The 24,131-nt window shown below is 62.8% G+C and carries 25 protein-coding genes; 10 read left to right on the top strand and 15 right to left on the bottom strand.

The genetic code is table 11. The annotated features are described in order from the left end of the window. Positions 1-2: 2 nt before the first annotated feature. On the bottom strand, positions 3-1,151 hold the full coding sequence (locus HMPREF2692_RS05485) for an ATP-binding protein (RefSeq protein ID WP_070823056.1): 1,149 nt from the start codon (positions 1,149-1,151) through the stop codon (positions 3-5). Positions 1,152-1,263: 112 nt separating this feature from the next. Between HMPREF2692_RS05485 and HMPREF2692_RS05490 the strand changes: the two genes are divergently transcribed. The 7 genes from HMPREF2692_RS05490 (at position 1,264) to HMPREF2692_RS05520 (ending at position 8,874) form a co-directional block, all read left to right on the top strand. Further along, positions 1,264-2,274, top strand: a complete 1,011-nt coding sequence (locus tag HMPREF2692_RS05490; protein ID WP_070823058.1) for a PspC domain-containing protein — start codon at positions 1,264-1,266, stop codon at positions 2,272-2,274. Continuing rightward, positions 2,274-3,899 (top strand): permuted SH3 domain-containing protein, encoded by a 1,626-nt coding sequence (locus HMPREF2692_RS05495; RefSeq protein WP_070823059.1) that lies wholly within the window; start codon positions 2,274-2,276, stop codon positions 3,897-3,899. The genes HMPREF2692_RS05490 and HMPREF2692_RS05495 overlap by 1 nt, the downstream gene beginning before the upstream one ends. Continuing rightward, positions 3,896-4,567: an ABC transporter ATP-binding protein gene (locus HMPREF2692_RS05500; protein ID WP_061920640.1), complete on the top strand. Its 672-nt coding sequence runs from the start codon at positions 3,896-3,898 to the stop codon at positions 4,565-4,567. The genes HMPREF2692_RS05495 and HMPREF2692_RS05500 overlap by 4 nt, the downstream gene beginning before the upstream one ends. Beyond that, positions 4,564-5,835, top strand: a complete 1,272-nt coding sequence (locus tag HMPREF2692_RS05505) for an ABC transporter permease (protein ID WP_061920638.1) — start codon at positions 4,564-4,566, stop codon at positions 5,833-5,835. The genes HMPREF2692_RS05500 and HMPREF2692_RS05505 overlap by 4 nt, the downstream gene beginning before the upstream one ends. A gap of 63 nt (positions 5,836-5,898) precedes the next feature. After that, a complete protein-coding gene (locus tag HMPREF2692_RS13240; protein WP_061920637.1) occupies positions 5,899-6,102 on the top strand; it encodes a hypothetical protein in 204 nt (67 codons plus the stop codon). A 38-nt stretch (positions 6,103-6,140) separates the two neighbouring features. After that, a complete protein-coding gene (locus HMPREF2692_RS05515) occupies positions 6,141-7,148 on the top strand; it encodes an HNH endonuclease signature motif containing protein (RefSeq protein WP_141741017.1) in 1,008 nt (335 codons plus the stop codon). Positions 7,149-7,536: 388 nt separating this feature from the next. Continuing rightward, positions 7,537-8,874, top strand: a complete 1,338-nt coding sequence (locus HMPREF2692_RS05520) for a DUF2252 domain-containing protein (RefSeq protein ID WP_070432347.1) — start codon at positions 7,537-7,539, stop codon at positions 8,872-8,874. A 52-nt stretch (positions 8,875-8,926) separates the two neighbouring features. Here the strand turns inward: HMPREF2692_RS05520 and guaA are convergent, their stop codons facing one another. After that, the gene (gene guaA, locus HMPREF2692_RS05525) at positions 8,927-10,501 is read right to left on the bottom strand and encodes a glutamine-hydrolyzing GMP synthase (protein ID WP_062042179.1); all 1,575 of its coding nucleotides are present in this window, start codon (positions 10,499-10,501) and stop codon (positions 8,927-8,929) included. A gap of 121 nt (positions 10,502-10,622) precedes the next feature. Continuing rightward, the gene (locus tag HMPREF2692_RS13490; protein WP_256374585.1) at positions 10,623-10,754 is read right to left on the bottom strand and encodes a hypothetical protein; all 132 of its coding nucleotides are present in this window, start codon (positions 10,752-10,754) and stop codon (positions 10,623-10,625) included. A 9-nt stretch (positions 10,755-10,763) separates the two neighbouring features. Between HMPREF2692_RS13490 and HMPREF2692_RS13540 the strand changes: the two genes are divergently transcribed. Beyond that, positions 10,764-11,129, top strand: coding sequence for a hypothetical protein (locus HMPREF2692_RS13540; protein ID WP_062042182.1), 366 nt, complete (start codon positions 10,764-10,766; stop codon positions 11,127-11,129). On the opposite strand, the gene HMPREF2692_RS05535 is transcribed toward HMPREF2692_RS13540, so the two are convergent. Together HMPREF2692_RS05535 and guaB are read right to left on the bottom strand one after the other, a co-directional pair. Further along, positions 11,126-12,262 (bottom strand): GuaB3 family IMP dehydrogenase-related protein, encoded by a 1,137-nt coding sequence (locus HMPREF2692_RS05535; protein WP_070432348.1) that lies wholly within the window; start codon positions 12,260-12,262, stop codon positions 11,126-11,128. The two genes, HMPREF2692_RS13540 and HMPREF2692_RS05535, sit on opposite strands and share 4 nt — an antisense overlap. A 24-nt stretch (positions 12,263-12,286) precedes the next feature. Further along, the gene (guaB, locus tag HMPREF2692_RS05540) at positions 12,287-13,807 is read right to left on the bottom strand and encodes an IMP dehydrogenase (RefSeq protein WP_062042188.1); all 1,521 of its coding nucleotides are present in this window, start codon (positions 13,805-13,807) and stop codon (positions 12,287-12,289) included. A 162-nt stretch (positions 13,808-13,969) separates the two neighbouring features. Between guaB and HMPREF2692_RS05545 the strand changes: the two genes are divergently transcribed. Next, complete coding sequence (locus tag HMPREF2692_RS05545; RefSeq protein WP_070432349.1) at positions 13,970-14,341, top strand: DUF5319 domain-containing protein; 372 nt, start codon at positions 13,970-13,972, stop codon at positions 14,339-14,341. A gap of 52 nt (positions 14,342-14,393) precedes the next feature. Here HMPREF2692_RS05545 and HMPREF2692_RS05550 read toward each other — a convergent pair whose 3' ends face one another. Beyond that, the gene (locus HMPREF2692_RS05550; protein ID WP_210385628.1) at positions 14,394-15,197 is read right to left on the bottom strand and encodes a hypothetical protein; all 804 of its coding nucleotides are present in this window, start codon (positions 15,195-15,197) and stop codon (positions 14,394-14,396) included. 62 nt (positions 15,198-15,259) lie between these two features. Further along, positions 15,260-15,823, bottom strand: a complete 564-nt coding sequence (locus HMPREF2692_RS05555) for a sigma-70 family RNA polymerase sigma factor (RefSeq protein WP_061920618.1) — start codon at positions 15,821-15,823, stop codon at positions 15,260-15,262. Positions 15,824-16,126: 303 nt separating this feature from the next. On the opposite strand from HMPREF2692_RS05555, the gene HMPREF2692_RS05560 reads away from it, so the two are divergent. Then, positions 16,127-16,417, top strand: a complete 291-nt coding sequence (locus tag HMPREF2692_RS05560) for a WhiB family transcriptional regulator (protein ID WP_061920616.1) — start codon at positions 16,127-16,129, stop codon at positions 16,415-16,417. Here the strand turns inward: HMPREF2692_RS05560 and HMPREF2692_RS05565 are convergent. The 8 genes from HMPREF2692_RS05565 to HMPREF2692_RS05600 all read right to left on the bottom strand — a co-directional run bounded on the left by HMPREF2692_RS05565 (position 16,414) and on the right by HMPREF2692_RS05600 (position 24,097). Beyond that, on the bottom strand, positions 16,414-18,762 hold the full coding sequence (locus tag HMPREF2692_RS05565) for an ATP-binding cassette domain-containing protein (protein WP_070497816.1): 2,349 nt from the start codon (positions 18,760-18,762) through the stop codon (positions 16,414-16,416). The genes HMPREF2692_RS05560 and HMPREF2692_RS05565 overlap by 4 nt on opposite strands. A gap of 66 nt (positions 18,763-18,828) precedes the next feature. Beyond that, complete coding sequence (gene groL, locus HMPREF2692_RS05570; protein ID WP_062042194.1) at positions 18,829-20,445, bottom strand: chaperonin GroEL; 1,617 nt, start codon at positions 20,443-20,445, stop codon at positions 18,829-18,831. Between the two features lie 6 nt (positions 20,446-20,451). Further along, positions 20,452-20,751, bottom strand: coding sequence for a co-chaperone GroES (gene groES / locus HMPREF2692_RS05575; protein ID WP_269465448.1), 300 nt, complete (start codon positions 20,749-20,751; stop codon positions 20,452-20,454). Between the two features lie 163 nt (positions 20,752-20,914). Then, on the bottom strand, positions 20,915-21,343 hold the full coding sequence (locus tag HMPREF2692_RS05580) for a hypothetical protein (protein ID WP_062042197.1): 429 nt from the start codon (positions 21,341-21,343) through the stop codon (positions 20,915-20,917). Between the two features lie 105 nt (positions 21,344-21,448). Beyond that, positions 21,449-22,498: a tRNA (adenosine(37)-N6)-threonylcarbamoyltransferase complex transferase subunit TsaD gene (gene tsaD, locus HMPREF2692_RS05585; protein WP_070823060.1), complete on the bottom strand. Its 1,050-nt coding sequence runs from the start codon at positions 22,496-22,498 to the stop codon at positions 21,449-21,451. Further along, positions 22,495-22,965: a ribosomal protein S18-alanine N-acetyltransferase gene (gene rimI, locus HMPREF2692_RS05590; protein WP_061920604.1), complete on the bottom strand. Its 471-nt coding sequence runs from the start codon at positions 22,963-22,965 to the stop codon at positions 22,495-22,497. Before rimI ends, tsaD begins: the two co-directional genes overlap by 4 nt. Continuing rightward, the gene (tsaB, locus tag HMPREF2692_RS05595; RefSeq protein WP_070823061.1) at positions 22,962-23,630 is read right to left on the bottom strand and encodes a tRNA (adenosine(37)-N6)-threonylcarbamoyltransferase complex dimerization subunit type 1 TsaB; all 669 of its coding nucleotides are present in this window, start codon (positions 23,628-23,630) and stop codon (positions 22,962-22,964) included. The genes rimI and tsaB overlap by 4 nt, the downstream gene beginning before the upstream one ends. Continuing rightward, the gene (locus HMPREF2692_RS05600; protein ID WP_061920600.1) at positions 23,630-24,097 is read right to left on the bottom strand and encodes a hypothetical protein; all 468 of its coding nucleotides are present in this window, start codon (positions 24,095-24,097) and stop codon (positions 23,630-23,632) included. Before HMPREF2692_RS05600 ends, tsaB begins: the two co-directional genes overlap by 1 nt. Positions 24,098-24,131: the final 34 nt, after the last annotated feature.

Genomic DNA, 24,131 nt, shown 5'->3' on the forward strand with positions numbered 1-24,131 from the left:
GGCTACAAAGCTACCGTGAGCTCCACCTCTGTGCCTTTCCCCAGCGTCGATGTCACCCGTGCGGTGCCCCCGGCGCGTTCCATGCGCCCGCGGATAGAGTCCCGGATTCCGTGCCGGTCCCCGGTCACCGCGTTCGGGTCAAAGCCCGCGCCACGGTCGCGCACAAAAATGGACAGCTCGCCGGCTAAGTTTTCTGCATACACGTCCACCGTATCGACGCCCGCGTGCTTACTGGCGTTGACCATCGCTTCCCGCGCCGCCTGCACCGCTAGCTTCGTGGGCTCGGTAAGCTCGATATCTTCGCCCACCGTCACCGGCGCAATCCGCACCTGGAACAGGTCTTCGACCTCGCCACACGCCGCGGCCAGCGCGCCAAAGACCGTCCCCGGCGCCGCCGAGGGGGCGTCAAATAGCCAGGCGCGCAGCTCGCGTTCCTGCGATCGCGCGAGCCGCGCGACCTCCGCCGGATCCTCCGCGCGTTTTTGAATGAGCGCCAGGGTCTGCAGCACCGAGTCATGCAGGCGCGCCGCCATGATCGCCTGGGCTTCCGATGCCGCCTTCTCCGCGCCCTCATCCGCCACCTGGCGCCACAGCTTGAGCACGAGCGGCACCACGAGGGCGCCGAGGCCGACAACGGTCAGCGCGACCGCCGCCAACGCCGGAATAAAGTCCGCGCCGCCGTCCCACCGCGCGATGGTAATGACCACGCCGGACAAGACGAGCACACTACCCGCAGCAATACTCAGCTTGCTCGATACGTTCTCGAGCCCGCGGTCATAGGCTTGCCACGTCACGAGCGCGCCCGCGCCTACGATGACCAGCGGCAGCAGCATGTTGGCTCCGCTGGCCAGCGCGCTGACGACCGCCGCCACGGCAATGAAGACAAGCAACCAGTTAGCCCGGAAGTCGAAGCGGGAGGCGGGCGCGGGGGCATCGGCAGGCTTGGTCGCAACCCATACCCCGGCGTAGAGGAACGCGCCGAGGCCGCCCAAGGCGCACAACGCGGTCAAGGCCAGACGCACGAACAACACGTCAACGCCCAGGTGCGCCGCGACCCCCGCGCCCACGCCCGCCACGACGCGGCCGTCCTGGGGACGTGCCAAAGTCGGGAACGCGGGCTGAGTCGCGCGCGAAGCATAGGGAGAACTCATGCGCTTAATCTTCGCACGGCTGCACCCCGCGCGGATCGGGGTAAACCCTGAAGTTCAAAAATCAGGGCGTTCCCCGATGGTGGCGTACCTCGCGGTGCGTCACGATATAGGTATGAACACCGCGACTCTCAACCAGATGTGGGACACGCGCCCGCCCCGCATCCCGAGAAACCAGGGCGGCAATGCCATGATTGCCGGTGTCTGCGAAGGCATCAGCGTGCGCTACCAAATCGACCCGGTCCTCGTCCGCGTGGCTTTCGTTGTTACCGCGCTCGTCCTCGGCGGCGGCATCGCGCTCTACGCCCTGGCATGGATGTGCATGCCGCTCTACGGCAAGGCCACCGCACCCGTCCAGGACCTCTTTGGCAAGGCCGACGGCCCAAAGTCCGAATCCAGCCTCGCCATCGGGCTCATCATTCTCTTCGCCGCCACGGCCGGCTTCGGCCCGCTGTTCGGCGAGAAGCAAACCCTCTCCACCGTCGTCATCTTCATCCTCGCCGCCGTAGCCTGGTACGGACTGCACCAACGCCAACCCATCCCGCCCGCCGGCGTCCTCGCGTCGCCGATCCCCGATACCACCCCGGGCCCCGATATGTCCGCCTTCACCCCCGTCGAAGGCTACCCGTTTCCGCCGGGGCGCACGACCCCACCGTCCTGGGATCCCCTGGGCACGGTGCCCGAGGCCTGGCATCTGCCCGACCCAGCGCCCTACAAGCAGCCTGAGCCAAAGAAGAAGCACCGCGAAGGCGTCATTGCGGCCATCGCGATTTCCGCCGCCGTCATCGCCGGCCTCGGCTTCGTGCTCACCATGACCAGCGAGGACGAGACCTCCAGCGACGTACGGTTTACCCCGCACGATGGCGCGGAGCTGCAGGACCTCTACGACAATGGCATCGGCAAGCTCACGCTCGACCTGCGTGAGCTGGAGCTCGACTCCCCGCGCACCGTGACCGTCGACAACGGAATTGGTGCCACGGAAGTCTACCTGCCGGACAACCTGCCCATCGCGATCGAATGCGACGCCGGCATTGGTGAGAGCAACTGCGTTCCACGCACAGATCCAGGCGCTAAGCTGACATTAATTATCGATAACGGAATTGGCACTACTACTATTCACGAATAATGAAAAAGAAGACTATCGCTATCACGACCGCCGCCCTCGCCGTCCTCACTGTGGGCGGTGGCGGCGCCTACTACCTCACCTTCGGCCCCGACGGCGTGGTGCTCACCGCCGCCGATGTCACGACCGTCGCGGCGAAGGACATCACGCAGTCCGTGCCCGCCACGGGCTCGATCGCACCCGCCCGCGAGGTCTCGCTCGCCACGACGCAGACCGGGCCCATCGTCACGCTCGACGCGAAGGTCGGCCAGCGCGTCACGGCCAACCAGCGCCTCGCCTCCTTCGACACCTCTGCTACCGAACGCGAGCTCCAAAGTCAGCGTGCCGCTCAGGCCGCGGAAGAAGTCGGCGCGTTCAATCAGGTCGAGGACGCGCAGCTCCAGCTCAACCAGCTCCAGGACGCGTTGGATCAAGGCCTCAACGGCGAGGTCAATGCCGCCCGCGCCTCCGTGGACACCGCGCAGCACAGCTTCGACGACGCGCAGCAGGCCGTCGCCGAGTCCCGCGCCGCCGCAGATCCTTCCGTCGCCGAAGCCGCCGCCGCGGTAGACACGGCCCGCGCTGGGCTGCGCACCGCGAATAACGCATCGCTCCAGGCCGCGCTCGCCTCGCTCGGTGCTGCTGGCGAGGCCACCGCAGACAGCGCCACCATGGCCACGTCGCTGCTCGCCTCGACCGAGGCGGATGACGCGGTCAGCGACGCCCAGAACCAGGTTGACCGCGCCGAGGAGTCCTACGCCCGCGCGCTCGAGGCCGTGGACCGCGAGGTCGGTGCCAAACAGCGCGCCGCCAACGCTGCCTACGCCCAGCTTTCCGATGCCCAGCTCGCCCAGCGCGCCGCCGAGCTCAGCGCCCAACAGCAAATCGACGCGCAGTCCCAGGCCGTCAACCACGCCCTCAAGTCCGCCGCGGGCGCACGCGTCGCCGCCGAGGAAGCCAATGCGAAACTCGAGTTCGACATCTCTGGTTCTCAGCTATTTTCTCCGCTTAACGGAGTGATCACGTCCGTCACCGCGCAGCAAGGCCGCCCCGCCGAGGGGCCACTGCTCGCGATCGCGGATGACTCGTCCCTCCTCGTCAAGGCAACGGTCAAGGAAGCCGACATCGCGGATATCGAGGTCGGCGACCGCGTCACGTTCACCTCCCCCAGCCAGCCGCATAAGGAATACACGGGCACCGTGTCCTTCATCTCGCCCGTCTCCGCCGCCCCCGCCGCGCCCGCCGCGCCCGCCGAGGCCGCCGGCTCCGGGGCCTCCGCACCGGCGGCGAGCGGCACCGGCACGGGTTCGGGGAAGGCCGAGTTCCCCATCGAAGTCCGCGTGGACGGCAACCGCGAAGGCCTGCGTTTAGGTTCCACGGCAAAGGTCAAGGTCGTCACGCACGAGGACAAAGACGCGCTGACGGTTCCGCTCAGCGCGCTCATCGATGGCGACAAAGCCGTGCTCGTCGTTTCCGACTCCGGCACCATCGAGCGCCGCGACGTGAAATTGGGCACCCGCACCGATTTCGAAGCCGCCGTCACCTCTGGCCTCCACCGCGGCGACCGCGTACTCACCCAGGGCGCGGCCCACGAAGGCGACGTAGGCCAACAGGCATCCCTGCCCGACGCAGCGAGCGGAGAGAAATGAGCCTCATCGACATGCGAGGCATCGTCAAGCGCTTTAACGAAGGCACCGATGCCGAAATCACCGTCCTGCCCGGCTGCGACTTTCAGATGGAGCCCGGCGAGTTCGTCGCCGTCATTGGCCAGTCCGGCTCCGGCAAATCCACGCTCATGAACATCATTGGGCTGCTCGACCGCCCCACCGCAGGCGAGTACTTCCTCGGCGGTGAGGACGTCTCCACCTACGACGATGACGCGCTCGCCCGCCTGCGCGCCGACAAGCTTGGCTTCGTCTTCCAGAACTTCAACCTCATCGGCCGCATCACCGCACTCGCCAACGTGGAGATGCCCATGGTCTACGCCGGCGTGCCCCGCCGCGAACGCGCCCGCCGCGCCGCCGAGCTCCTCGACCTCGTAGGCATGTCCGAGCGCGCCAGCCACCTGCCCAACGAGCTCTCCGGCGGCCAGAAGCAACGCGTCGCCATCGCCCGCGCGCTCGCCAACAACCCGGAGGTCATCCTCGCCGACGAGCCCACCGGTGCCCTTGACTCCCAGACCGGCCGCCTCGTCATGGACCTCTTCCACGAGCTCAACCGCGAGCGCGGCACCTCCATCGTGTTTATTACCCACAACCCGGAGCTTGCCGCCGAGTGCTCGCGCACCGTAACCATGACGGACGGGGTGCTGAAATGAATCTCACCGAATCTTTGCGCATGGCGCTCACCTCGCTGCGCACCAATAAGATGCGCTCGCTACTCACGCTGCTGGGCGTCATCATCGGCATTGCCGCCGTCATCGCGATCCTCACCCTCGGCTCCGCGCTCAAGGGCCAGTTCACCTCTGACCTCGACAAGGTCGGCGCCAATAACTTCCAGGTCCAGGTCAAGGAACGCACCGACGAAGGCGAGACCGACTACCACGTCGAATCCTCCGTCGACGACCCCGATTCCCTCCTCACCCCCGAACAGCTCGAGCAGGTTCGCACGGCACTCGCGCCCGACGTCGAGAGCGTCATCATCGGCGAATCCGACACGTATCCGGGCGACCTGGAGTTGGAGGGGGCATCGGAAAGCTCAGCGGTGATGGTGAAACCAACCAACCCGGACTACGTGACGGCCTCGCAGTTCACCGTCCGCACCGGCCGCGCGCTCACGGACGACGACATCGCGGCCGACCGTGCCGTGACCATGCTCTCCGCCACGACCGCCACCGAGCTCTTCGGCGACGCCGACCCGGTGGGCCAGACACTGAATTTTGCCCCGCTCGACGGCACGGATCTGGAGCTCACCGTCATCGGCGTCTACGACACCCCCGACACCGGCGCGCTCATCGGTGGCGGCGAGGCCGAATACGCGCTCGTGCCCTATACTCTCGCTGCCCAGCTTTCCGATGCCCCTTTAGCCGGCGAGGCCTTTTCCTCCGTGTCCCTGCGCGCGGCGCCCGGCACGGACAAGGCCGCGCTCGGCGCGCGGCTCCAAGCGGCCTTCGACTCGATGTACGCCGACAACGAGGAATACCGCGTCGAGGTCACCGACTTCAGCAAGGACCTCGCGAGCCTCAACCAGCTGCTCACGGCGTTGTCCGCGGCAATTGCGGCAATCGGCGGGATCTCGCTGCTCGTCGGCGGCATCGGCGTTATGAACATCATGCTGATTACCGTCACGGAGCGCACGCGCGAGATTGGCGTGCGCAAGGCGCTCGGCGCGCGGCGGGGTGACATCCGCCTGCAGTTCGTGACGGAGGCCATCATCGTGTGTCTCATCGGCGGGCTCATCGGCGTGGTGCTCGGCTCTGTGGCGGGCATGATCGGCTCGTCGCTCATGGGCTACTTCGTGTTCCCGCCGCTCGGCGCGATTGTGGTCTCGCTGCTCTTCGCGCTCGCCATCGGGCTCTTCTTCGGCTACTACCCCGCCGGCAAAGCGGCAAAACTCGACCCGATTGAGGCGCTGCGCTACGAGTAGCCTGGCTGCATAATTCATTTCGGCAACGACTACAACGAAACCGCCCATCCCGCCGTCCTCTCCGTGCTCGCGCCCGCCGCAGCCGTGTACTTCATGGTGGGCGGCACGCAGGTCAACACCCCGGCCCAGGAGGCCGGGCTCTCGAGCAAGTACGTCTGCCAGTTCTTCGAGGAACACGACGGCCTACGCGCGGTGCGTTTCTGCACGTCCTGGTCCACGCGCGACGAGGACGTCGACGCGCTCTGCGCCTCCATCGCCCAACTCTAGGTCTACCCCTGTTCGAATACCCCTGTTCGACAAATACATTGGACAATCGGTTGCAGGCTTTCCGACGCCTCCTTAACCTCCGTGGCATGACCGTCTCCATCTTCGATGCCCTTGCTCTCGGCGTCGATTCTCTCAAGGAAGCCGCCGGCCTCACCGTGGCTGAACTCCGCGACCGCGGCCTGACGCTCGCCGACGCCACGTTCATCCACCCCTTGGCCGCCGTCTATTGGCGCACTAAGCCCAAAGGCATCGCCGAGGCCCGCAAAGCCGCCCGCGCTGCCGGCCACAGCCTGCGCGTGCTCGCCCGCATCGAGGTGCTCGCCGCGCGCTGCGACGACCCTAACGCCGCCCGCATCACCTTGTGTGGAACCGCGGAGACCAAGCTCGATGAGGTCGGCGCGAGTCTTGCCAAGCCGAAAACCCGCGTGGAGTCCGCCCGCCATACCTATGGCAAAGACGGCTGGCACCGTTTGGTGATTAACACCCAAGACCCGTGGCTGATGGACATGCTCAGCGCGCTGCCCGGCGACGACCTGCTCGACGGGTTCAAACAGTTCGTCGCCGACGGAGAACAAATTCAGGCCCCAGCCCGTGCTGCGCACGTAGTTATTCGTCTCGACGAGCATGAGGAGTACCTCGCCGAGGGCAAGCTCATTCGTGCCACGGATGGCACGGTGCGCCCGGCTCGTTTGCTTGTGCAGGAGAAGTTGGCGGAGGTCGGCTACGTTACGTTGGTGACTGATTGGGGTGAGCCGGTGGATTGCTTTAAGTCGACGCCGATCTTCAACGAGAAGCAAACACTCATGGCGTTCGCGCTGCATCCGCAGTGTATTCACCCGGGATGTGTGACCCCGGCTCTGTTGTGCGAGCGTGACCATTTCATCCCGCGGAACAAGGGCGGCGACACGAACGTCGCGAACCTTGTGCCGCTGTGCCGGTTCCATAACGGACGCAAGGCCGACGGGGATTCGTATACCCACGATGCCAAGGGCAATTACTGGTACGTCACGCCCTACGGCAAGCGCTACCTCTGCACCGTGGACTAACCCCCACAAACGACAACCCGCCCCGAAAGGCGGGTCATTCGACATGCCGTTTTAGTTTTTCGTGCCGCCGAAAACGTCGGACATGGCGGTGGCGTCGAGGGCCGCATCGATGTCAGTGACCTCGTTAGCGGTGAGCACGATGTCGGCGGCGGCGAGATTCTCACGCAAATGCTCGGGCTTGCGGCTGCCGGGATGGGCACCGCGCACTTCGCGATGAACTGCGCACCGAGCTCCTCGCCCACTCCCCGCTGCTGGCGTTTAGCACCCATGTGTCCAGGCTCCGCCCAAACCGCGTGTCCATCTCGCTTACCGATGCCCCCGGCCCGCACGCCGCGGCGCCCACGCGCGAACTCTACGAGGCGCTCGTTCGCGACTAGGCTGATTCGACGTGAAGCCACAACATACTCCTGCCGAACGCCGCGCTGCCGGCAAAGCAGCCCGCAAGCACACCCCGCGCCGTACCCTCGGCTCGTGGCAGCCTGCCGAGGACCGCGACCCTTTGGGTATCATCCACGCGCAGGCTCCGGCGCGCGTCGCGGAGCTGCTGCCGCTGCGCTACGCGCGGATGGGGGAGTCGGCGTTCGCGTTCTACCGCGGCGGAGCGGCGATTATGGCGGCGGACCTCGCGTCGTTGGCTACCTCGGGCATCACGGTCCAGGCCTGCGGAGACGCGCATATCTCGAACTTCGGGCTCTTCTCTGCGCCGGATCGGCGCACGGTCTTCGACCTCAACGATTTCGATGAGACGTTGCCCGGTCCCTGGGAATGGGACGTTGCGCGACTGGTGACCAGCGTGGAAATTTGCGCGCGCGAGCGAGGCTTTGATCCGGAGGAGCTTGTCGAGTCCACCGTTGCCGCCTACCACCGGGCAATGTCTCGTTTCGCGGACATGGGCAACCTCGACGTGTGGTACACACGCTTCGAGATGGAGGCGACACTCGATGAATTCGGTGGACGACTGGGCAAGAAGTCCGTCAAGAGCGTGCGCAAGCTCATCGCGAAGGCCCGTGCCAAGGACAGCCAGCGTGCGGTGGGCAAGCTCACAGAGGTCGTCGACGGGCAACGCCGCATTATCTCGGATCCGCCGGTGCTCGTGCCGCTGCGTGATCTCGTGGAAGGCCCCGAGCGCGAGCTTGCCGATGCCGTCGTGCGCGAAGCGCTGAGCTCCTATCTCGCCACGCTCGCACCAGAGCGAGCCAGCTTGCTGCGTCAGTACCGCTACCAGGATGCAGCGATGAAGGTCGTGGGCGTGGGCAGCGTGGGCTTGCGTGCGTGGATGGTGGTGTTCGAGGGCAACGGCGAGCACGACCCGCTTGTGCTGCAAATCAAGGAGGCGCGGCCGTCAGCACTCGCCCCCTATCTCCCGGCAAGCGAGTACGCTCATCATGGTCAGCGCGTCATCGAGGGCCAGCACGCCATCCAGGCGACGGCGGATATCCTGCTCGGCTGGACGCAGGTGGGCGACCACCACTTTTACGTGCGCCAACTTTGGAATGGCAAGGGTTCCATCGATCTCGATGACCTCAGCGCCGAGGAACTCAACGCGGTCGCCGTGCTCTCCGCCGTCACGCTCGCCCGCGCCCACGCCCGGACCGGTGACCGACTAGCCATCGCGGGTTATCTGGGTAAAGGTACCGCCTTCGAGCGCTCCGCCGCCCGGTTTGCGCGGGCCTATGCCGACCAGAACGAGGCCGACTGGCAGGCGTTTCGCGCCGAATTCCTCTAAAACGCGCACAGCGCCCCGCCGAGATCGGCGAGGCGCTGCGGGGCGGGCGGGATTATTCCCACTCGATGGTTCCTGGCGGCTTGGAGGTGCAATCCAAGACCACGCGGTTGACGTCCTTGACCTCGTTGGTGATACGGGTGGAGATCTTCTCCAACACGTCATAAGGCAGGCGGGTCCAGTCTGCGGTCATGGCATCCTCAGAAGACACCGGACGCAGCACGATTGGGTGGCCGTAGGTGCGGCCGTCGCCTTGAACGCCGACGGAGCGGACGTCGGCAAGCAGTACCACCGGGCACTGCCAGATCTCACCGTCTAGGCCAGCATTGGTCAACTCGGTACGTGCGATGAGGTCTGCCTCGCGCAAGGTCTCCAAACGCTCTTCAGTAACCTCGCCGATGATGCGGATGCCCAGGCCCGGGCCCGGGAACGGCTGGCGCGCCACGATTTCCTCGGGCAAGCCCAGCTCGCGGCCCACGGCACGCACCTCGTCCTTGAACAGCAGACGCAGCGGCTCGACGAGCTCAAACTCGACGTCGTCAGGCAGGCCGCCCACGTTGTGGTGGGACTTGATGTTCGCCGTACCGTCACCGCCGCCGGACTCCACGACGTCCGGGTACAGCGTGCCCTGGACGAGGAAGTCAACGGAGGAACCTGCGGGGGCGTCGTTAAGCACGCCTGCAACAGCACGCTCGAAGGAACGGATAAACTCCGCACCGATTGCCTTACGCTTGGCCTCCGGCTCGGTAACGCCGGCGAGCTTGGCAAGGAACGCCTCGCGTTCGTCTGCGGTGACGAGCTTTGCGCCTGTCGACGCCACGAAGTCCTTCTCCACCTGCTCACGCTCACCCGCGCGCAGCAGGCCATGGTCGACGAAGACACAGGTCAGACGGTCACCGATAGCGCGCTGCACCAACGCGGCAGCCACAGCGGAGTCCACTCCGCCGGACAGGCCGCAGATGGCGCGGCCTTCCGGACCAACCTGCTTCTGGATATCAGCGATGAGCTGCTCCGCAATGTTGTCTGCGGTCCAGTTCTGCTCGAGGCCTGCGACCTCGGTGAGGAAGCGGGTAAGCACTTCCTGGCCGTGCGGCGAGTGCAGTACCTCTGGGTGGTACTGCACGCCTGCCATGCGCTTTTCAAGGCACTCAAAAGCCGCCACCGGCGCACCCGCCGAGGAGGCAGTAACCTCGAAGCCTTCCGGAGCCTCGGAGACAGAGTCGCCGTGGGACATCCACACCTTGTGTGTGGCCTCGAGGCCCTGGTGCAGGACGCCGCCGGAAACGTTGACGTCGGTGCGGCCGTATTCACGAGAGCCAGTCGAGGCGACCTTGCCGCCGAGCGCTTGGGTCATAGCCTGGAAGCCGTAGCAGATGCCGAAGACCGGGATGCCCAGCTCAAGCAGCTCGGGCTTCAGAGAAGGAGCGCCGTCCGCATAAACAGAAGACGGGCCGCCGGAGAGAATCAGAGCGACCGGATTCTTGGCCTTGATTTCTTCCACGGTGGCAGAGTTGGGAACAACCTCGGAGTAGATGTTGGCCTCACGGACGCGACGTGCGATGAGCTGCGCGTACTGAGCGCCAAAGTCCACAACGAGGACTGGACGCGGAGTAGTGGTTGGGTTAGTCACGCGCTACAGTCTAGCCCATTGAACCGCCTTTAAATACGGGTACCCCAGTTCGTTGTGGGAAGCGGTGGCCGCTACACTTCGAGCTCTGGCGCGCGGGCGAGCGCGTGCTGCGTTGCCGTGGTTAAAGCGGCGCGGACGTTGCCGTCTGAAAACTCGTCACTCGGATAGTTCCGCGCACGAGTGAGGTCGAGGCGAGGACGCGGGACTCCGCTTCGTCGGAAAGCGCAAGCATTCGACCTGCATATTCTGCCAAAATCTCACCTTGCTCGGTAAGCCGGATACGCCGCCCGACGTCACGTTCGCAGTGCGCGAGTTGCTGCGAGATAGCGGAGTACGTGTACCGCAAAGCTTCCGCCACTGCGGTTACGGTTCCGAGGCGTTGCAGCTCGGTGCGGCGCTCGCAGTGCAGCTTTTCGACGACGGCGGCACCTGGGACCGCGAGCAGTGGCTCGCCGCAGCCGCGCTCGGACTCTCGCTGGGCATGATGAACGGCTTCTTCTACGCGGCCATCGCGCTGATTATCATGGCCTCGGTACTACAGACGATGGTGCTTGCGCGCGGCACAAAACCGAAACTGCGACGGGTGCCAAGGAAGGCACACCGCCGCAGTCGGGCAAAGGTCGGTTAGCGTACTGCCAGGCCAACCTTCTGGAAAGACTTCAGATCCGTGTAGCCGCACTTAGCCATCGCACGCTTGAGCCCACCGACCAGATTCAGCTGGCCGTGTGGCTCATTAGACGGGCCGTGCAAGATGACCTCGAGCGAAACCTGCTCCGGCTCCGATAACGGCGCGTATCCTGCCGCGATGAGGTCCATGTCCGCAGCCTCGATGACGCCGCGTGGGAAACGCGGGTGGCCAGCCGTCGACGGCCAGTAGTAGCCCTTTCCGCCTGCCTCTGCAGCGCGGGCCAAAACCGGGCCCAAGACCACAGAATCAGCGCCGCAGGCAATCGCCTTGGCGATGTCAGCGGAGGTGTAGATGTCGCCGTCGGCAAGCACGTGCACGTAGCGGCCGCCGGTCTCGTCGAGGTAGTCGCGGCGAGCGGCAGCGACGTCGGCAATGGTGGTTGCCATCGGCACATCGATGCCCACGGTCTCGGCGTTGGTATTAACGCCAGAGCCCACGATGATGCCGGCAGCGCCAGCACGCATCAGGTGCAATGCGGTGGTGTAATCAGCCACGCCGCCAGCGATAACTGGCGTATCGATGGAACCGATGAACTCCTTCAAGTTCAGCGGCTCCCCGCCCTGCTGGACGTGCTCCGCGGAAATCAACGTGCCCTGGATGAACAGGATCTCAGCACCCGCCTTGATGACCACCGGTGCCAATTCCCGCGCGCGCTGCGGCGAAACACGCACCGCCACGGTCACGCCGGAGTCACGCACCTGTGCGATGCGCTCTGACAACAGCTCCTCATTCAGCGGCGCTGCATGCAGCTCCTGCAGCGTGGAAAGGTCAAAAGGATTCTCGGTGACCTTCGCCAAGGCTGCCTCTAGGTCCGCGTGACGGCCCCACAGGCCCTCCGCGTTGATGACGCCCAAGCCGCCCTGCTTGCCCATCTCGATGACGAACTCGGGCGTAGCCAACGCGTCGGTTGGGTGGGAAACCAGCGGGGTATCGAAGGTATAGGCGTCGATGTTCCAAGTGGTGTCGACGTCTTTAGAAGAACGGGTACGGCGGGTAGGGACCAAGGAGATCTGATCAAGATCGTAAGTACGGCGTGCCTCACGGCCGATACCGATTTCAACGTAATCGCGCATGTTCTCTTTCCTCGAAAGATTCGTTTAGCGGTAGTTCGGAGCTTCGATGATCTGCTGCAGGTGGTGCGGGTGAGATTCCTTCAGGCCCGCCGCGGTGATCTGGACGAAGCGCTTGGTCTTCAGCTCCTCGATGGTGGCCGAACCGGTGTAGCCCATGGAAGCGCGCAGGCCGCCGATGAGCTGGTGCACAATGGCATCGATGTCACCGCGGAAAGGAACGCGACCCTCGACGCCCTCCGGAACCAGCTTGTCCTCGCTCTTAACGTCGGCCTGGAAGTAGCGGTCCTTGGAGTAGGAGCGCTTCTCGCCGGTAAGGCCGCGGCCCTGCATAGCGCCCATGGAGCCCATGCCGCGGTAGCGCTTGTATTGCTTGCCCTGGACCACGACGATATCGCCAGGCGCCTCGGTGGTGCCTGCAAACATGGAGCCCAGCATGACGGTATCTGCACCGGCAGCCAATGCCTTGGCGACGTCGCCGGAGTACTGCATGCCGCCATCGCCAATGACCGGCACGCCAGCTGGACCAGCCACCGCCGCAGCTTCCATGATGGCCGTAATCTGCGGAGCACCAACACCCGCGACGACGCGGGTGGTGCAGATGGAGCCTGGGCCGATGCCGACCTTGATAGCGTCCGCGCCGGCCTCAATCATGGCCTTCGCCGCCTCGCGGGTAGCGAGGTTGCCGCCTACGACGTCGACCTTGGAGCCGAAGTCCTTCTGTACACGGGAAACCATCTCCAGCACGCGGTTGTTGTGCGCGTGAGCGGAGTCGACGACGAGGACGTCAACGCCGGCGTCGACAAGCGCGCCTGCACGAGCATAGGATTCCTCACCCGTGCCGATACCCGCTGCCACCAGCAGTCGTCCGGAGGAATCCTTGGAGGAGTTCGGGAACTGCTCGGTCTTTACGAAGTCCTTGACCGTGATCAGACCAACCAGCTTGTTGTCATCATCGACGATAGGAAGCTTCTCAACCTTGTTGGAAGAAAGCAGCGCCAGCGCCTCCTCCTTGGCCACGCCCTCCTTGGCCACAACCAGCGGCATAGGGGTCATGATCTCGGAGACTTTGCGGCCGAAGTCCGGCTCGAAACGCATATCGCGGTTGGTGCAAATGCCCAGCAAGGTGCCTTTGTCATCGACGACCGGCAGGCCAGAAATGCGGAAGCGTGCGCACAGCTCGTCGACTTCCTGGATGGTCATATCCGGGCTAGCGGTAACAGGGTCCGTCACCATGCCTGACTCAGAGCGCTTGACGATTTCCACCTGGGTTGCCTGATCCTCAGTGGACAGGTTGCGGTGCAGGACGCCGATACCGCCCTGGCGTGCCATGGCGATTGCCATGCGCGCCTCGGTAACGGTATCCATGGCGGCAGAAGCCAGCGGAACGCCGAGACGAATGTTGCGGGTGAACTGCGCCGAGGTATCCACCTCGGACGGAACGATGTTGGATTCTGCCGGCAGCAGCAGAACGTCATCAAAAGTCAAGCCGTACAGGGCTACCTTGTTTGGGTCATCGCCGCCGGTGAGAATGTGATTATCGCTCATGGGTTAAGGACACTCCTTAAATAAGGCCAAGATGGTTTCGCGGTAACCACAACTGTAGTGCTTAAAGCACCCCGAATGGTAGCCGGGCCGCCCCGTAAGAAAGGTATGCAAGCCCCTATGAGGAATTGCCTAAAGGGGGTAGAAGTTTATAGGCTCGCAAAGGTGAACTTCTTCGCCAATATGCCACGCGACCCATTCGCAGACGATCCCAATGATCCCGCTTCCTTCCTGGAGGAAGACGAGCAGGTCATACCTTTGTCCGAGGAAGAACGCTTGGCTATCATCCACGACCTCGCCTTGGTGCAGGAATTCGCACGCGTGCTGGGCCCGCGCGGAATCGACGGCATCTTCTTTCTGTGCGAGGATTGCGAAGAAAACCACTTCTACGAGTGGGACATCATGGCTGCAAACATGCGCGCCACTTTGGACGGCGAACTCGCCCCGGTACACGAGCCAGGCGCGCAGCCGGACCCCACGCGCTATGTTCCGTGGGATTATGCGCTCGGCTACATGGACGGCCTAGACGCCCGTTAAAAAGAAATTCCCTACCTCGCTGTGAGGCAGGGAATTTTTTAATACTGCTGGTTTACTGCTGCTGGTTTTCGCCGAGGTAACCATCAGGGCCTTGGCCCTCAGCGGTGTCCGTGGCGACTGAAGTTGGTTCGGTCTGCTCGCCAGTTTCCTGCGAGGGCGTATCCGGAGCCACAACCGTAGAGGTGATGGTCTGGTATTCCGTTACGGTTACCGGCGCTGGCTCTGGGCTAGATGCTGGGACTTCCTTTTCCAGGGTCTCCGTCGCAGTTACCGTAGAACGCGCTGCGGGGAATGGCTTGGTAGCCGGCGTGGCCGAGGGCTTTTCCGCGGAGGTAGGCTCCGGCTGCGAGTTGCGTGATTCGTCGATGATACGGCGCGCTTCATTAAGCAATTCGCGAGTGCCGGCCATGTCGCCATTTGCGGAACGACGGTCCATTTCCTCGAGCGTGCCTGCAAGCTCCACGGAGGAAGCATCCGAGCTGCCAAACATGGACTTGTGCACGTCGTAGAGCGGAGAACCAGGGCCTGCGTTGTAGACGGCAGTACCAGTACCGGCAATGACCAAGGTCGCCGCCGCTGCACCAATTAGGCCGTTGACGAAAGGCCGCGAACGACGCCTCTTGGAGGCCGCGGCCAGAGAGATAACCTCAGCTTCCTCGTCGGCGCCTTCGATAACCGGAGCTGGCGGCATTTGCTTTTCGACGTCGTCACGCAGCTCGAGAAGCAAGCCCGCCAACTCGTCTTCCCCAGCAGAAGGGTCCTGGCCCTGAGAAAGGCTAGTCAGGAATGCGTCATCGTCGACCAAAGGCTGCAGTTGCTCAGAGATATTGAGCTGTGGCTCATCCTTCTTCGCCATGATGGCCTCCCTTCCTTGAATGAGATATGGACATATGAGATTTGAGAAGATACGCGCTTGCGCTATTGACCAGAGGCGCCGATAGCCTTGCGCAGTTGTGCCAATGCTCGATGCTGCGCCACGCGTACCGCACCCGGTGTAGATTCCACGATTTCCGCAGTCTCCTCGGCTGTAAGGCCCACGAACACGCGCAAGATGACTATGTCTCGAGCTTTGTCACTTAATGTATCGAGCAACTCCCGCACTCTGTTACTACCATCCGTGACCAGCGCAGATTCCTCTGGATTTGCGTCTTTGGCCGCGCTTTCCGGGACTTCCTCGGCGGGGTTGGAGTGGTCTCGACCCATGGCGCGGTGCGCATCGGTGACCTTGTTGAAGGCAATGCCATAGACGTAGGCCATGAACGGGCGGCCTTTGTCCTCGTAAGAGTCGATGGATGTGGCAACAGCGAGGCAGATTTCCTGCGTGACATCTTCTGGCGTGGGTTGGCGCCCGCCGCCGATGCGTGCGCGGCAGTAGCGCAGCACCTGCGGGTGGATAATCCGCATGATCTTCTGGAGTGCGCGACGGCTGCCGTCAGCAGCTAGCGGCACGAGGTCCGCTAGCTCTTTATCGGTATCGCTCACTGTTTTTCCTTGGGGCTTTCCTTGGGGTTTACTGTTTTAGTTTTCGCCTTGGTTCTTACACCCTAGCCCGTTCGGGTGGATTTATATCCTTTTACTCCCGGCGCGCCAAAAGTTCATACACCGTTTACCTTTGCTGTTCGTGCAGTTCAGACCCGCTAAAAATGCCCTCCGCGTAAAGAATCCATATAGGGGAAACAATCCGGTAACCATTCGTTTACCACGTGCGTCGAAACTTCTATATCGTCTTATTCCTCCATTGTGCGAATTCATGCGCGCAGGGTATTTACTAAAGGAGTTTTGAACATGTCTCAGCCCCATTCACTTCCCGGCCCTAACGCTGACTTTTGGGATTGGCAGCTGCAGGGTGCATGCCGAGGAGAGAATTCGGACGTGTTTTATCACCCAGACGGCGAGCGTGGCCGCGCTCGCGCCCAACGTGAGAACCGCGCTAAGGCAATTTGTCAGTCCTGCCCGGTCCTCGAGCTATGCCGCGAGCATGCGCTAAGTTCCGCGGAACCGTACGGCGTGTGGGGCGGCATGAGCGAATCCGAGCGCGTGGCTGCTTTGCGCACCCGCGCTACGGTCACCGTTTAGGCCACATATTCAGCGAGGTAACGCCCAGTCACAGAGGAGGCGTTGCCGGCGAGTTCGCGAGGGCTGCATGCGGCAACCAACCCGCCACCTGCGGAGCCTGCCCCGGGGCCTAAATCAATGATGTGGTCCGCGTGTGCGACCACAGCTAGGTGGTGTTCCACGCACACCACGGTGTTGCCTTCCTCGACCAGGTGGTCGAGGAATTCGAGCAGCTTATCGACGTCCGCCAAGTGCAAGCCCGTCGATGGCTCATCCAACACCAAAACATCAGCCTGCGCCTTCTTGTCCGCCATGTGGACGGCCAATTTCAGGCGCTGACGCTCACCGCCGGAAAGAGTGTTGAGTGGTTGGCCCAAGGTGATATATCCCAGCCCCACGGCGACCAGGATCTCACAGACCTTCTTCGCAGCGGCAACTTTATTTTCCGCGAAGTAAGCCGCAGCCTCAGCAGCTGGCGTTTCCAATACGTCGGCGATGTTTTTGCCGCCTAGCTCGTAACGCAGCACGTCTTCGGAAAAGCGCCTGCCTTCACAGACCTCACACGGCACGTCAGCGCCGTCCATGAATCCGAATTCCACGTAGATGACTCCCGCACCATTGCAATTTGGGCACGCGCCTTCGGAGTTCGCAGAAAACAGGGCAGGCTTGACGACGTCGCTTTCAAAACTGTTCGCCTTCGCAAACGCCTTGCGGATGGAGTCCAACGCGCCGGTATACGTCGCGGGGTTGGAGCGACGCGAGCCTTTGATCGGGGTTTGGTCGACGAAGAAGATGCGTTCTTGGACTTCTTCTGGCAGGCACGCCAAAAGCGAGGACTTACCGGAACCGGCCACGCCGGTAATCGCGCTGAGCACCCCGAGCGGGATGTCTACGTCGATGCCGCGTAGGTTGTTGCGCTGGGCGTTATGGATTTCGATGGCGCCCGAAGGAGTGCGAGTTTCTTCCTTGAACTGGGCGCGGTCCGCTAGGTGGCGGCCGGTTAAGGTATCCGCCTCGCGCAGTTTATCGACGGAACCGGTAAAGACCACTTCCCCACCCTGGCTGCCAGCGCGGGGCCCTAAGTCGACGACGTAATCGGCAATAGCGATGGTCTCCGGTTTATGCTCCACCACGAGAACGGTGTTTCCCTTATCGCGCAGCTGCAGCAGGAGTTTATTCATCCGGGCGATATCATGCGGGTGCAGGCCGGCGGTGGGCTCGTCGAAGACATAGGTGGCGTCGGTAAGCGCGGAGCCCAAGTGACGGACCATTCGGGTGCGCTGCGCCTCGCCGCCTGAGAGCATGCCCGTGGCACGACTCAAGGTAAGGTAGCCCAAGCCGATTTCCACCGCATTAGCCACCGAGCGCCTAATCGAGGCCAGCAGCGGCGCGGCGGACGGGGCGTCGATGGCAGAAAGCCACTCGTCGAGCTCTGCAAGCTCCATGTCGGAGACGTCGGCGATGGACTTGCCCGCAATAAAAGATTCGCGGGCATGCTGCGCCAGACGTGTGCCGCCGCAGTCGGGACAATCCGCAAAGACCACTGCGCGTTCCACGAAGGCCTTCATATGTTTTTGGAGGCTATCTTTGTCCTTCGACAGCACGGAGGCCTGCAAGCGCACAACAAGACCTTGGTAGCTCATGTTGATGCCGTTGATTTTGGTCTTGACGTCGCTCAGGTAATACAGCGCGTGCTTTTGCTCCTCGGTGAAATCCTTGACCGGCTTATCTGCCGGGTACAAGCCCGACTCTGCGTAGGCCTTCCACAGCCAAGATCCGACTTTCATGCCGGGATACAAGATGGCGCCGTCGTTGAGGCTCAAGGACTCGTCCACGACTTCTTTCAGGTCGATTTGCGAGGCACGGCCCGTGCCCTCGCAGGTCGGGCACATTCCGCCCGTGCGCTCGAAGCGGCGAACCTCTTTCACGCCGTTGACCTCGATGGCACCCTGCCCGCTTGCGGAAGGAACGTTGAAGGAATACGCCGCCGGGCCGCCCACGCGCGGAGAGGCAATGCGCGAGAAAAGCACGCGCAGAGCGCCGGTGATATCCGTTGCGGTACCGAAAGTGGAACGCGAGTTGGCTGCCATCCGCTCCTGCCCCACCACAATGGCGGCGGTAAGGCCGCTGAGCTCGTCGACGTCGGGATGGGCCTGGGATTGCATAAAGCCCTGCACGAAACCCGGGTAGGTCTCGTTGATAAGCCGCTGAGATTCTGCAGCGATGGTTCCGAATACGAGAGAGGACTTGCCAGAACCAGAGACACCGGTGAACACGGTGAGTTTCCGCTTAGGGATATCGACGCTTATCTCTTTGAGATTATTATCGCGCGCGCCGACAACGCGGATGAATTCTTGATTGTGCACCTAGCCATCCTAAGACGAAACCCCGGGCCTCCACGTGGGAGACCCGGGGTGATTCGCGGCTAAAAATTAGTGGTGATGGCCATGAGAAGCAGCGGGAGCTTCTTCCTCAGCTGGCTTTTCCACTACGGATGCCTCGGTGGTCAGAACCATGCGAGCAACGGAGGTGGCGTTAACCACTGCGGAGTGGGTGACCTTAACTGGGTCGATGATGCCCTGCTCCAGCAGGTTGCCGTACTCCAGGGTGGCGGCGTTGAAGCCGTGGCCGTTCTCGAGTGCGGAAACGTGGTCAACGATGACGGAACCGTCCAGGCCAGCGTTCTGCGCAATCCAGTAAGCCGGACGGGTCAGCGCGCGGGATACGGAGAGCACGCCGGTCTTGGCCTCGCCCTCGAACTCCTCGGCAAACTTTTCCAGTTCCTTGGAGATCTGCACGAGTGCGGAACCGCCGCCTGCGATGACGCCCTCATCGACGGCCGCGCGGGCAGCGTTGATGGCGTCCTCGACGCGCAGCTTGCGCTCGTTGACCTCGGTCTCGGTAGCAGCGCCGACGCGGATGACGGCAACGCCGCCGGACAGCTTCGCCAGACGCTCCTCGAGCTTCTCGCGATCCCAGGTGGAATCGGTGCGCTCGATTTCGCGGCGCAGCTGCTCGCGACGCTCCTCCACAGCGCTAGCTTCGCCAGCGCCGTCAACGATGACGGTGTCTTCCTTGGAAACCGTCACGCGGCGGGCAGAGCCCAGCACCTCGAGGCCAACCTCGTTCAAGTTGATGCCTACCTCAGGGTCCACAACGGTGGCGCCGGTGACAACAGCCAGGTCATCCATGAAGCCTTTGCGGCGCTCGCCGAAGTACGGGGCCTTCACGGCGGCAACCTTGAGCACCTTGCGGATGGAGTTAACAACGAGTGCCTGCAACGGCTCGCCTTCCACATCTTCCGCGATGATCAAGGTAGGACGCGACGACTCAGCAATCTTCTCCAGCAGCGGCAGGAAGTCCGGCAGAGAGGAGATCTTGTTGCGGACGAGGAGGATGGCTGCGTCGTCAAGCACTGCGTTGTAGGTCTCTTCTTCCGTAGCGAAGTACGGAGAAAGGTAGCCCTTGTCGAAGGAAATGCCCTCGGTTACGTCCACGGAGGACTCGATGGACTGGGACTCCTCGACGGTTACAACGCCGTCTTTGCCCACCTTGTCCATGGCGCCGGCGACCATCTCGCCGACCTCTGGGTCGCGGGAGGAAACGGTTGCCACCTGCGCGATTTCCGACGCCGAGTTCACCGGCGTTGCGCGCTTCATCAGCTCTTCGACGGTCTTTTCCGCCGCCGCAGCGATACCGCGGTTCAGCTCAACTGGGTTGGCACCAGCGGCAACGTTGCGCAGGCCTTCAAAGATGAGCGCCTGCGCGAGCAAGGTTGCGGTGGTGGTGCCGTCACCGGCGATGTCGTTGGTCTTCACGGCCACGGACTTCACCAGCTGTGCACCGAGGTTCTCAAAAGGCTCCTCGATGTCGATGTCACGGGCGATGGTCACGCCGTCGTTGGTGACGGTGGGGCCGCCGAAGGCCTTGGACAGCACAACGTTGCGGCCGCGGGGGCCGAGGGTGACCTTGACTGCGTCGGCAAGCGTGTCAACGCCGCGCTGGATGCCCTCGCGAGCTTCCTGGTCAAATGCAATCAGCTTTGGCATGAAGGCCTACTTCTCGATGACTGCGAGCAGGTCACGTGCGGACAGCAGGAGGTACTCCTGGCCGTCGTACTTCAGCTCGGTGCCGCCGTACTTGGAGAAGATTACGGTGTCGCCCTCGTTGACGCCGACCGGAACGACCTCGCCCTTGTCATTGGTGCGGCCTGGGCCGACGGCGATGACGGTAGCCTCCTGCGGCTTTTCCTTAGCGGAGTCTGGGATAACCAGGCCGGAAGCGGTGGTGGTTTCTGCTTCTACGATCTGGACGAGAACCTTGTCCTCAAGTGGCTTGATGTTTGCCATGGTGATTCCTCCGAAATTTGAATCAGTTAGTTGTATGTGCCGGTTGTGGATGTCCAGCACAGCCGTCGTCGCGGGTGAACAACTGTGGGTCAAACAACCTTCCTAGCACTCTACCCTTGCGACTGCTAACCCTCAACAAACTCCGGAGGCGCGGCGAAGCCTATAAAACTTAGACGGACTTTTCAGAATTGATGACCGCCGCGCGCCAGAGGCCATACTCTTCTGGGTAGTCTTCGCGGTAATTGCTAACGGCACGGATACCGTGCTCGACTGCCTCGATGACCTCGTCGAAGTTCTCAGACTCACCGTCTGCTTCGACGAAGATGACCGGACCACTAATAGCGCGGATTGGGTCCTGCAGGAATGCCGAGTTACCGGTATCGGCAGCATTGCGCGCCAGGGAGGCAACCGGATTCGGCTCCGCGCCCTCCGCCTTGGCATTGGGGTTAAAAAGCGCGGCATAGGTGGAACCGTCGTCTTGGAACACGACGGCGACGCGGTCTTCGGTGGTGCCGCCCAGGAACTGGTTGGCGTGCTCAAGATCGAATTCGATCTTGCGGCGGGTCAAATCTGGATTAACGAGAAAACCGGTGGTCATGATGGGGTAAGGCTCCTTCAATAGCCAGTAGGGCAATATCGCTTCCGCACATTACCGTCGCTTTAACTACCCCGCATCCGGAGGAAGGCAAACTTTTGGTGAACGTTAGTCTGCGCTAACGAGCGGGACTTCAACCTCAAGCTGGGTATCGGTGCCGCACGCCAGGCCGGAAGGCTCCGCCCCTTCATGAATAAGCTGCGCCGCTACGGCCGCAATCATCACGCCGTTGTCGGTGCACAGCTTAAAACGCGGCACCCGCAGCTCGATGCCCGCCGATTCACAACGCTTGGCCGCCAGTTGCCGCAGGCGCGAATTCGCAGCCACGCCACCGCCCAGCAACAGCACCTTGGCGCCGGTGTCCTGGCAGGCCCGCACGGCCTTCGCGGTCAGCACATCCGCCACGGCCTCCTGGAAGGAAGCGCAAATATCCTCGATGGATACGACGCGTCCTTCCTTCTCCGCCTTTTCCACGTACCGCGCCACGGCGGTCTTCAAGCCGGAGAAAGAAAAGTCATGGCGATGCACGCCGCGCAGATCCTCCGCACGCGAAAGGCCCCGCGGAAAGTCGATGTTGGCCTCGCCTTGCGCAGCCAGCTTGTCGATGACCGGTCCTCCCGGATAGCCCAGCCCCAAAAGGCGGGAGACTTTGTCGTAGGCTTCGCCGGCGGCGTCGTCAAGCGTGCTGCCCAATTCCTTCATGGGCTTTCCCACCGCCTCAACCTCAAGCAGCTGGGTGTGGCCGCCGGAGACCAAAAGCGCCACTGCGTGCGGCAGCTGTTCACCTTCGAGGTTGGCCACTGCTACGTGCCCGCCCAAGTGATTGACGCCGTAGAAAGGCACGCCCCAGGCGGCCGCATAGGCCTTCGCCGCGGAAGCGCCCACCAGCAAGGCACCCGCCAGGCCCGGCCCCACCGTCGCGGCAACGGCATCCGGCTTGGAAATCCCCGCCTCCTCCAGTGCTGCGCGCATCACCTGCGGCATAGCCTCCAGGTGGGCACGCGAGGCGATCTCCGGAACCACGCCGCCGAAGCGAGCGTGCTGCTGCATCGACGAGGCAACGCTGTCAGCCAGGATTTCCATATGGCCATCCGCGTCCAGCTCGATGATTCCTACACCGGTTTCGTCGCAGGAAGACTCGATTCCGAGGATTTTCACTTCGCGGTCCTTTCGCTTTTACGCGGGCGGAACATAGTGTGCGCGTCCGCGCCTGAAGGTTGATAGTAATTGCGGCGGATGCCGGTCTTAATAAAACCGTAGGCTTCGTACATGGAAATGGCGGGATCGTTGCCCACACGAACCTCGAGAAAAACCGGGGCATCTTTCAGGTCAGCGATATAGACGATGTTATCCATCATCATCCTGCCCACCCCACGGCGCTGCATCGCGGGATCGACGCCGATGGTATGAATTTCGAATTCCGGGTCGGTAACAGGTCCCATCATGCCGATGCCGGCATAACCAACCAATACGTCCTCGTCTTCCACGCCTAGATAAAAGGTGTGGCCGTGTGCGATTTCCTGCACGAAAGCCTCCGCCGGCCACGGCCCCTCCCCTGCAAAAAGCACTTTCTCCAGCTCCGCGCAGCGCTGCGCATCGACGGCGGTTAGTTCGCGCAGCTTCACAGACTTAGCCCGGAAATGTCGGGAAGGGCGGCTGAGCGCGGCTTTGGCTTCGGCGGCACGGCGTCTGGACGACGCAGGTACAGCGGGGTCAACGGAGCTGGCGTCGCGGAAAGGTCGGCGACGGCAACCAAACCGGCCGGGCGCGGATTCGCCGCCACGTGCGGCAGCGCCTGCAGGGCCTCGGGCAGCTTTTCAACCAGGTTACCTGGGATAACTACCGCTTCCACCTCCACGGCTATCTCGCCCGGCTTGACGAGGCCCGGGCCTTCCACCCGCACGCCTTCTGCATAGGTCGCCCAGTAGATTTCCTTACGCCGTGCATCGGTTGCCACGAGGATGCGCCTATCCGCGCCGTGTTCGGCAGCGATGGCGTCGTGGGAGCAGACGCCGTGGACCGGGATACCGAGGGCGTCGCCAAGCGCGGATGCGGTGGCCATGCCTACGCGCAAACCCGTAAACGGGCCCGGGCCACACCCCACGACGATTGCGTCCAAATCGGCAAAGCCCATTCCCTTTTCCTCCAGCAGGCGCTGGATAGTGGGAATCAACTGCTCGTTATGCGCGCGGGTATCGGTGATAATCCGCTCGCTGACCGCACCGGATTCGGTATCTACTACACCGGTAACCAGGTCAGTCGTTGCGGTATCAATGCTTAAAACCAGCATTAGGCGCCCAGCTTCCAGGTATCGCCTTCCTTGATAAATGGCAGCAGAGACTGGGTGGCAGCAGGCTGCAACGGCTGGCCCGTCGGGCACAGGTCGATCTTTTCGCGGTTGAGCTTCTCTGCGTAGAACTCATTGTTGCCGCCGATGGCAACGAAGTAGTTGGTGTCCGCGTCGACGTCTTCATCAATGCCCAAGGCTTGCGGGTCGATGCCGTACATCTTCTTGATCTCATCCAACTTGGTGCCAGCGCAGATGGTGGTCATGCCCTGCCAGTTACGGCCCAGAACCTCGCTCGGAGCGACGGCGCTGACAGTCAAGTTGGTCTTATCGAGGGAGTCGACAGCGCTTTCTAGGGTGCGCTCCACGGGTGGCTGCTCACGCATGCTCGACAGCGCAATCATCGCGCCCAGGGCGATGATGAACAATCCGATGAGGAATGTGGTGATGAATTGACCGACCTTGGTCATATTGAAAGCGCTCCTTGCACGTCATGTGGGGGTT

It is taken from the genome of Corynebacterium sp. HMSC036D03 (assembly GCF_001836185.1).
Classification (GTDB): domain Bacteria; phylum Actinomycetota; class Actinomycetes; order Mycobacteriales; family Mycobacteriaceae; genus Corynebacterium; species Corynebacterium simulans.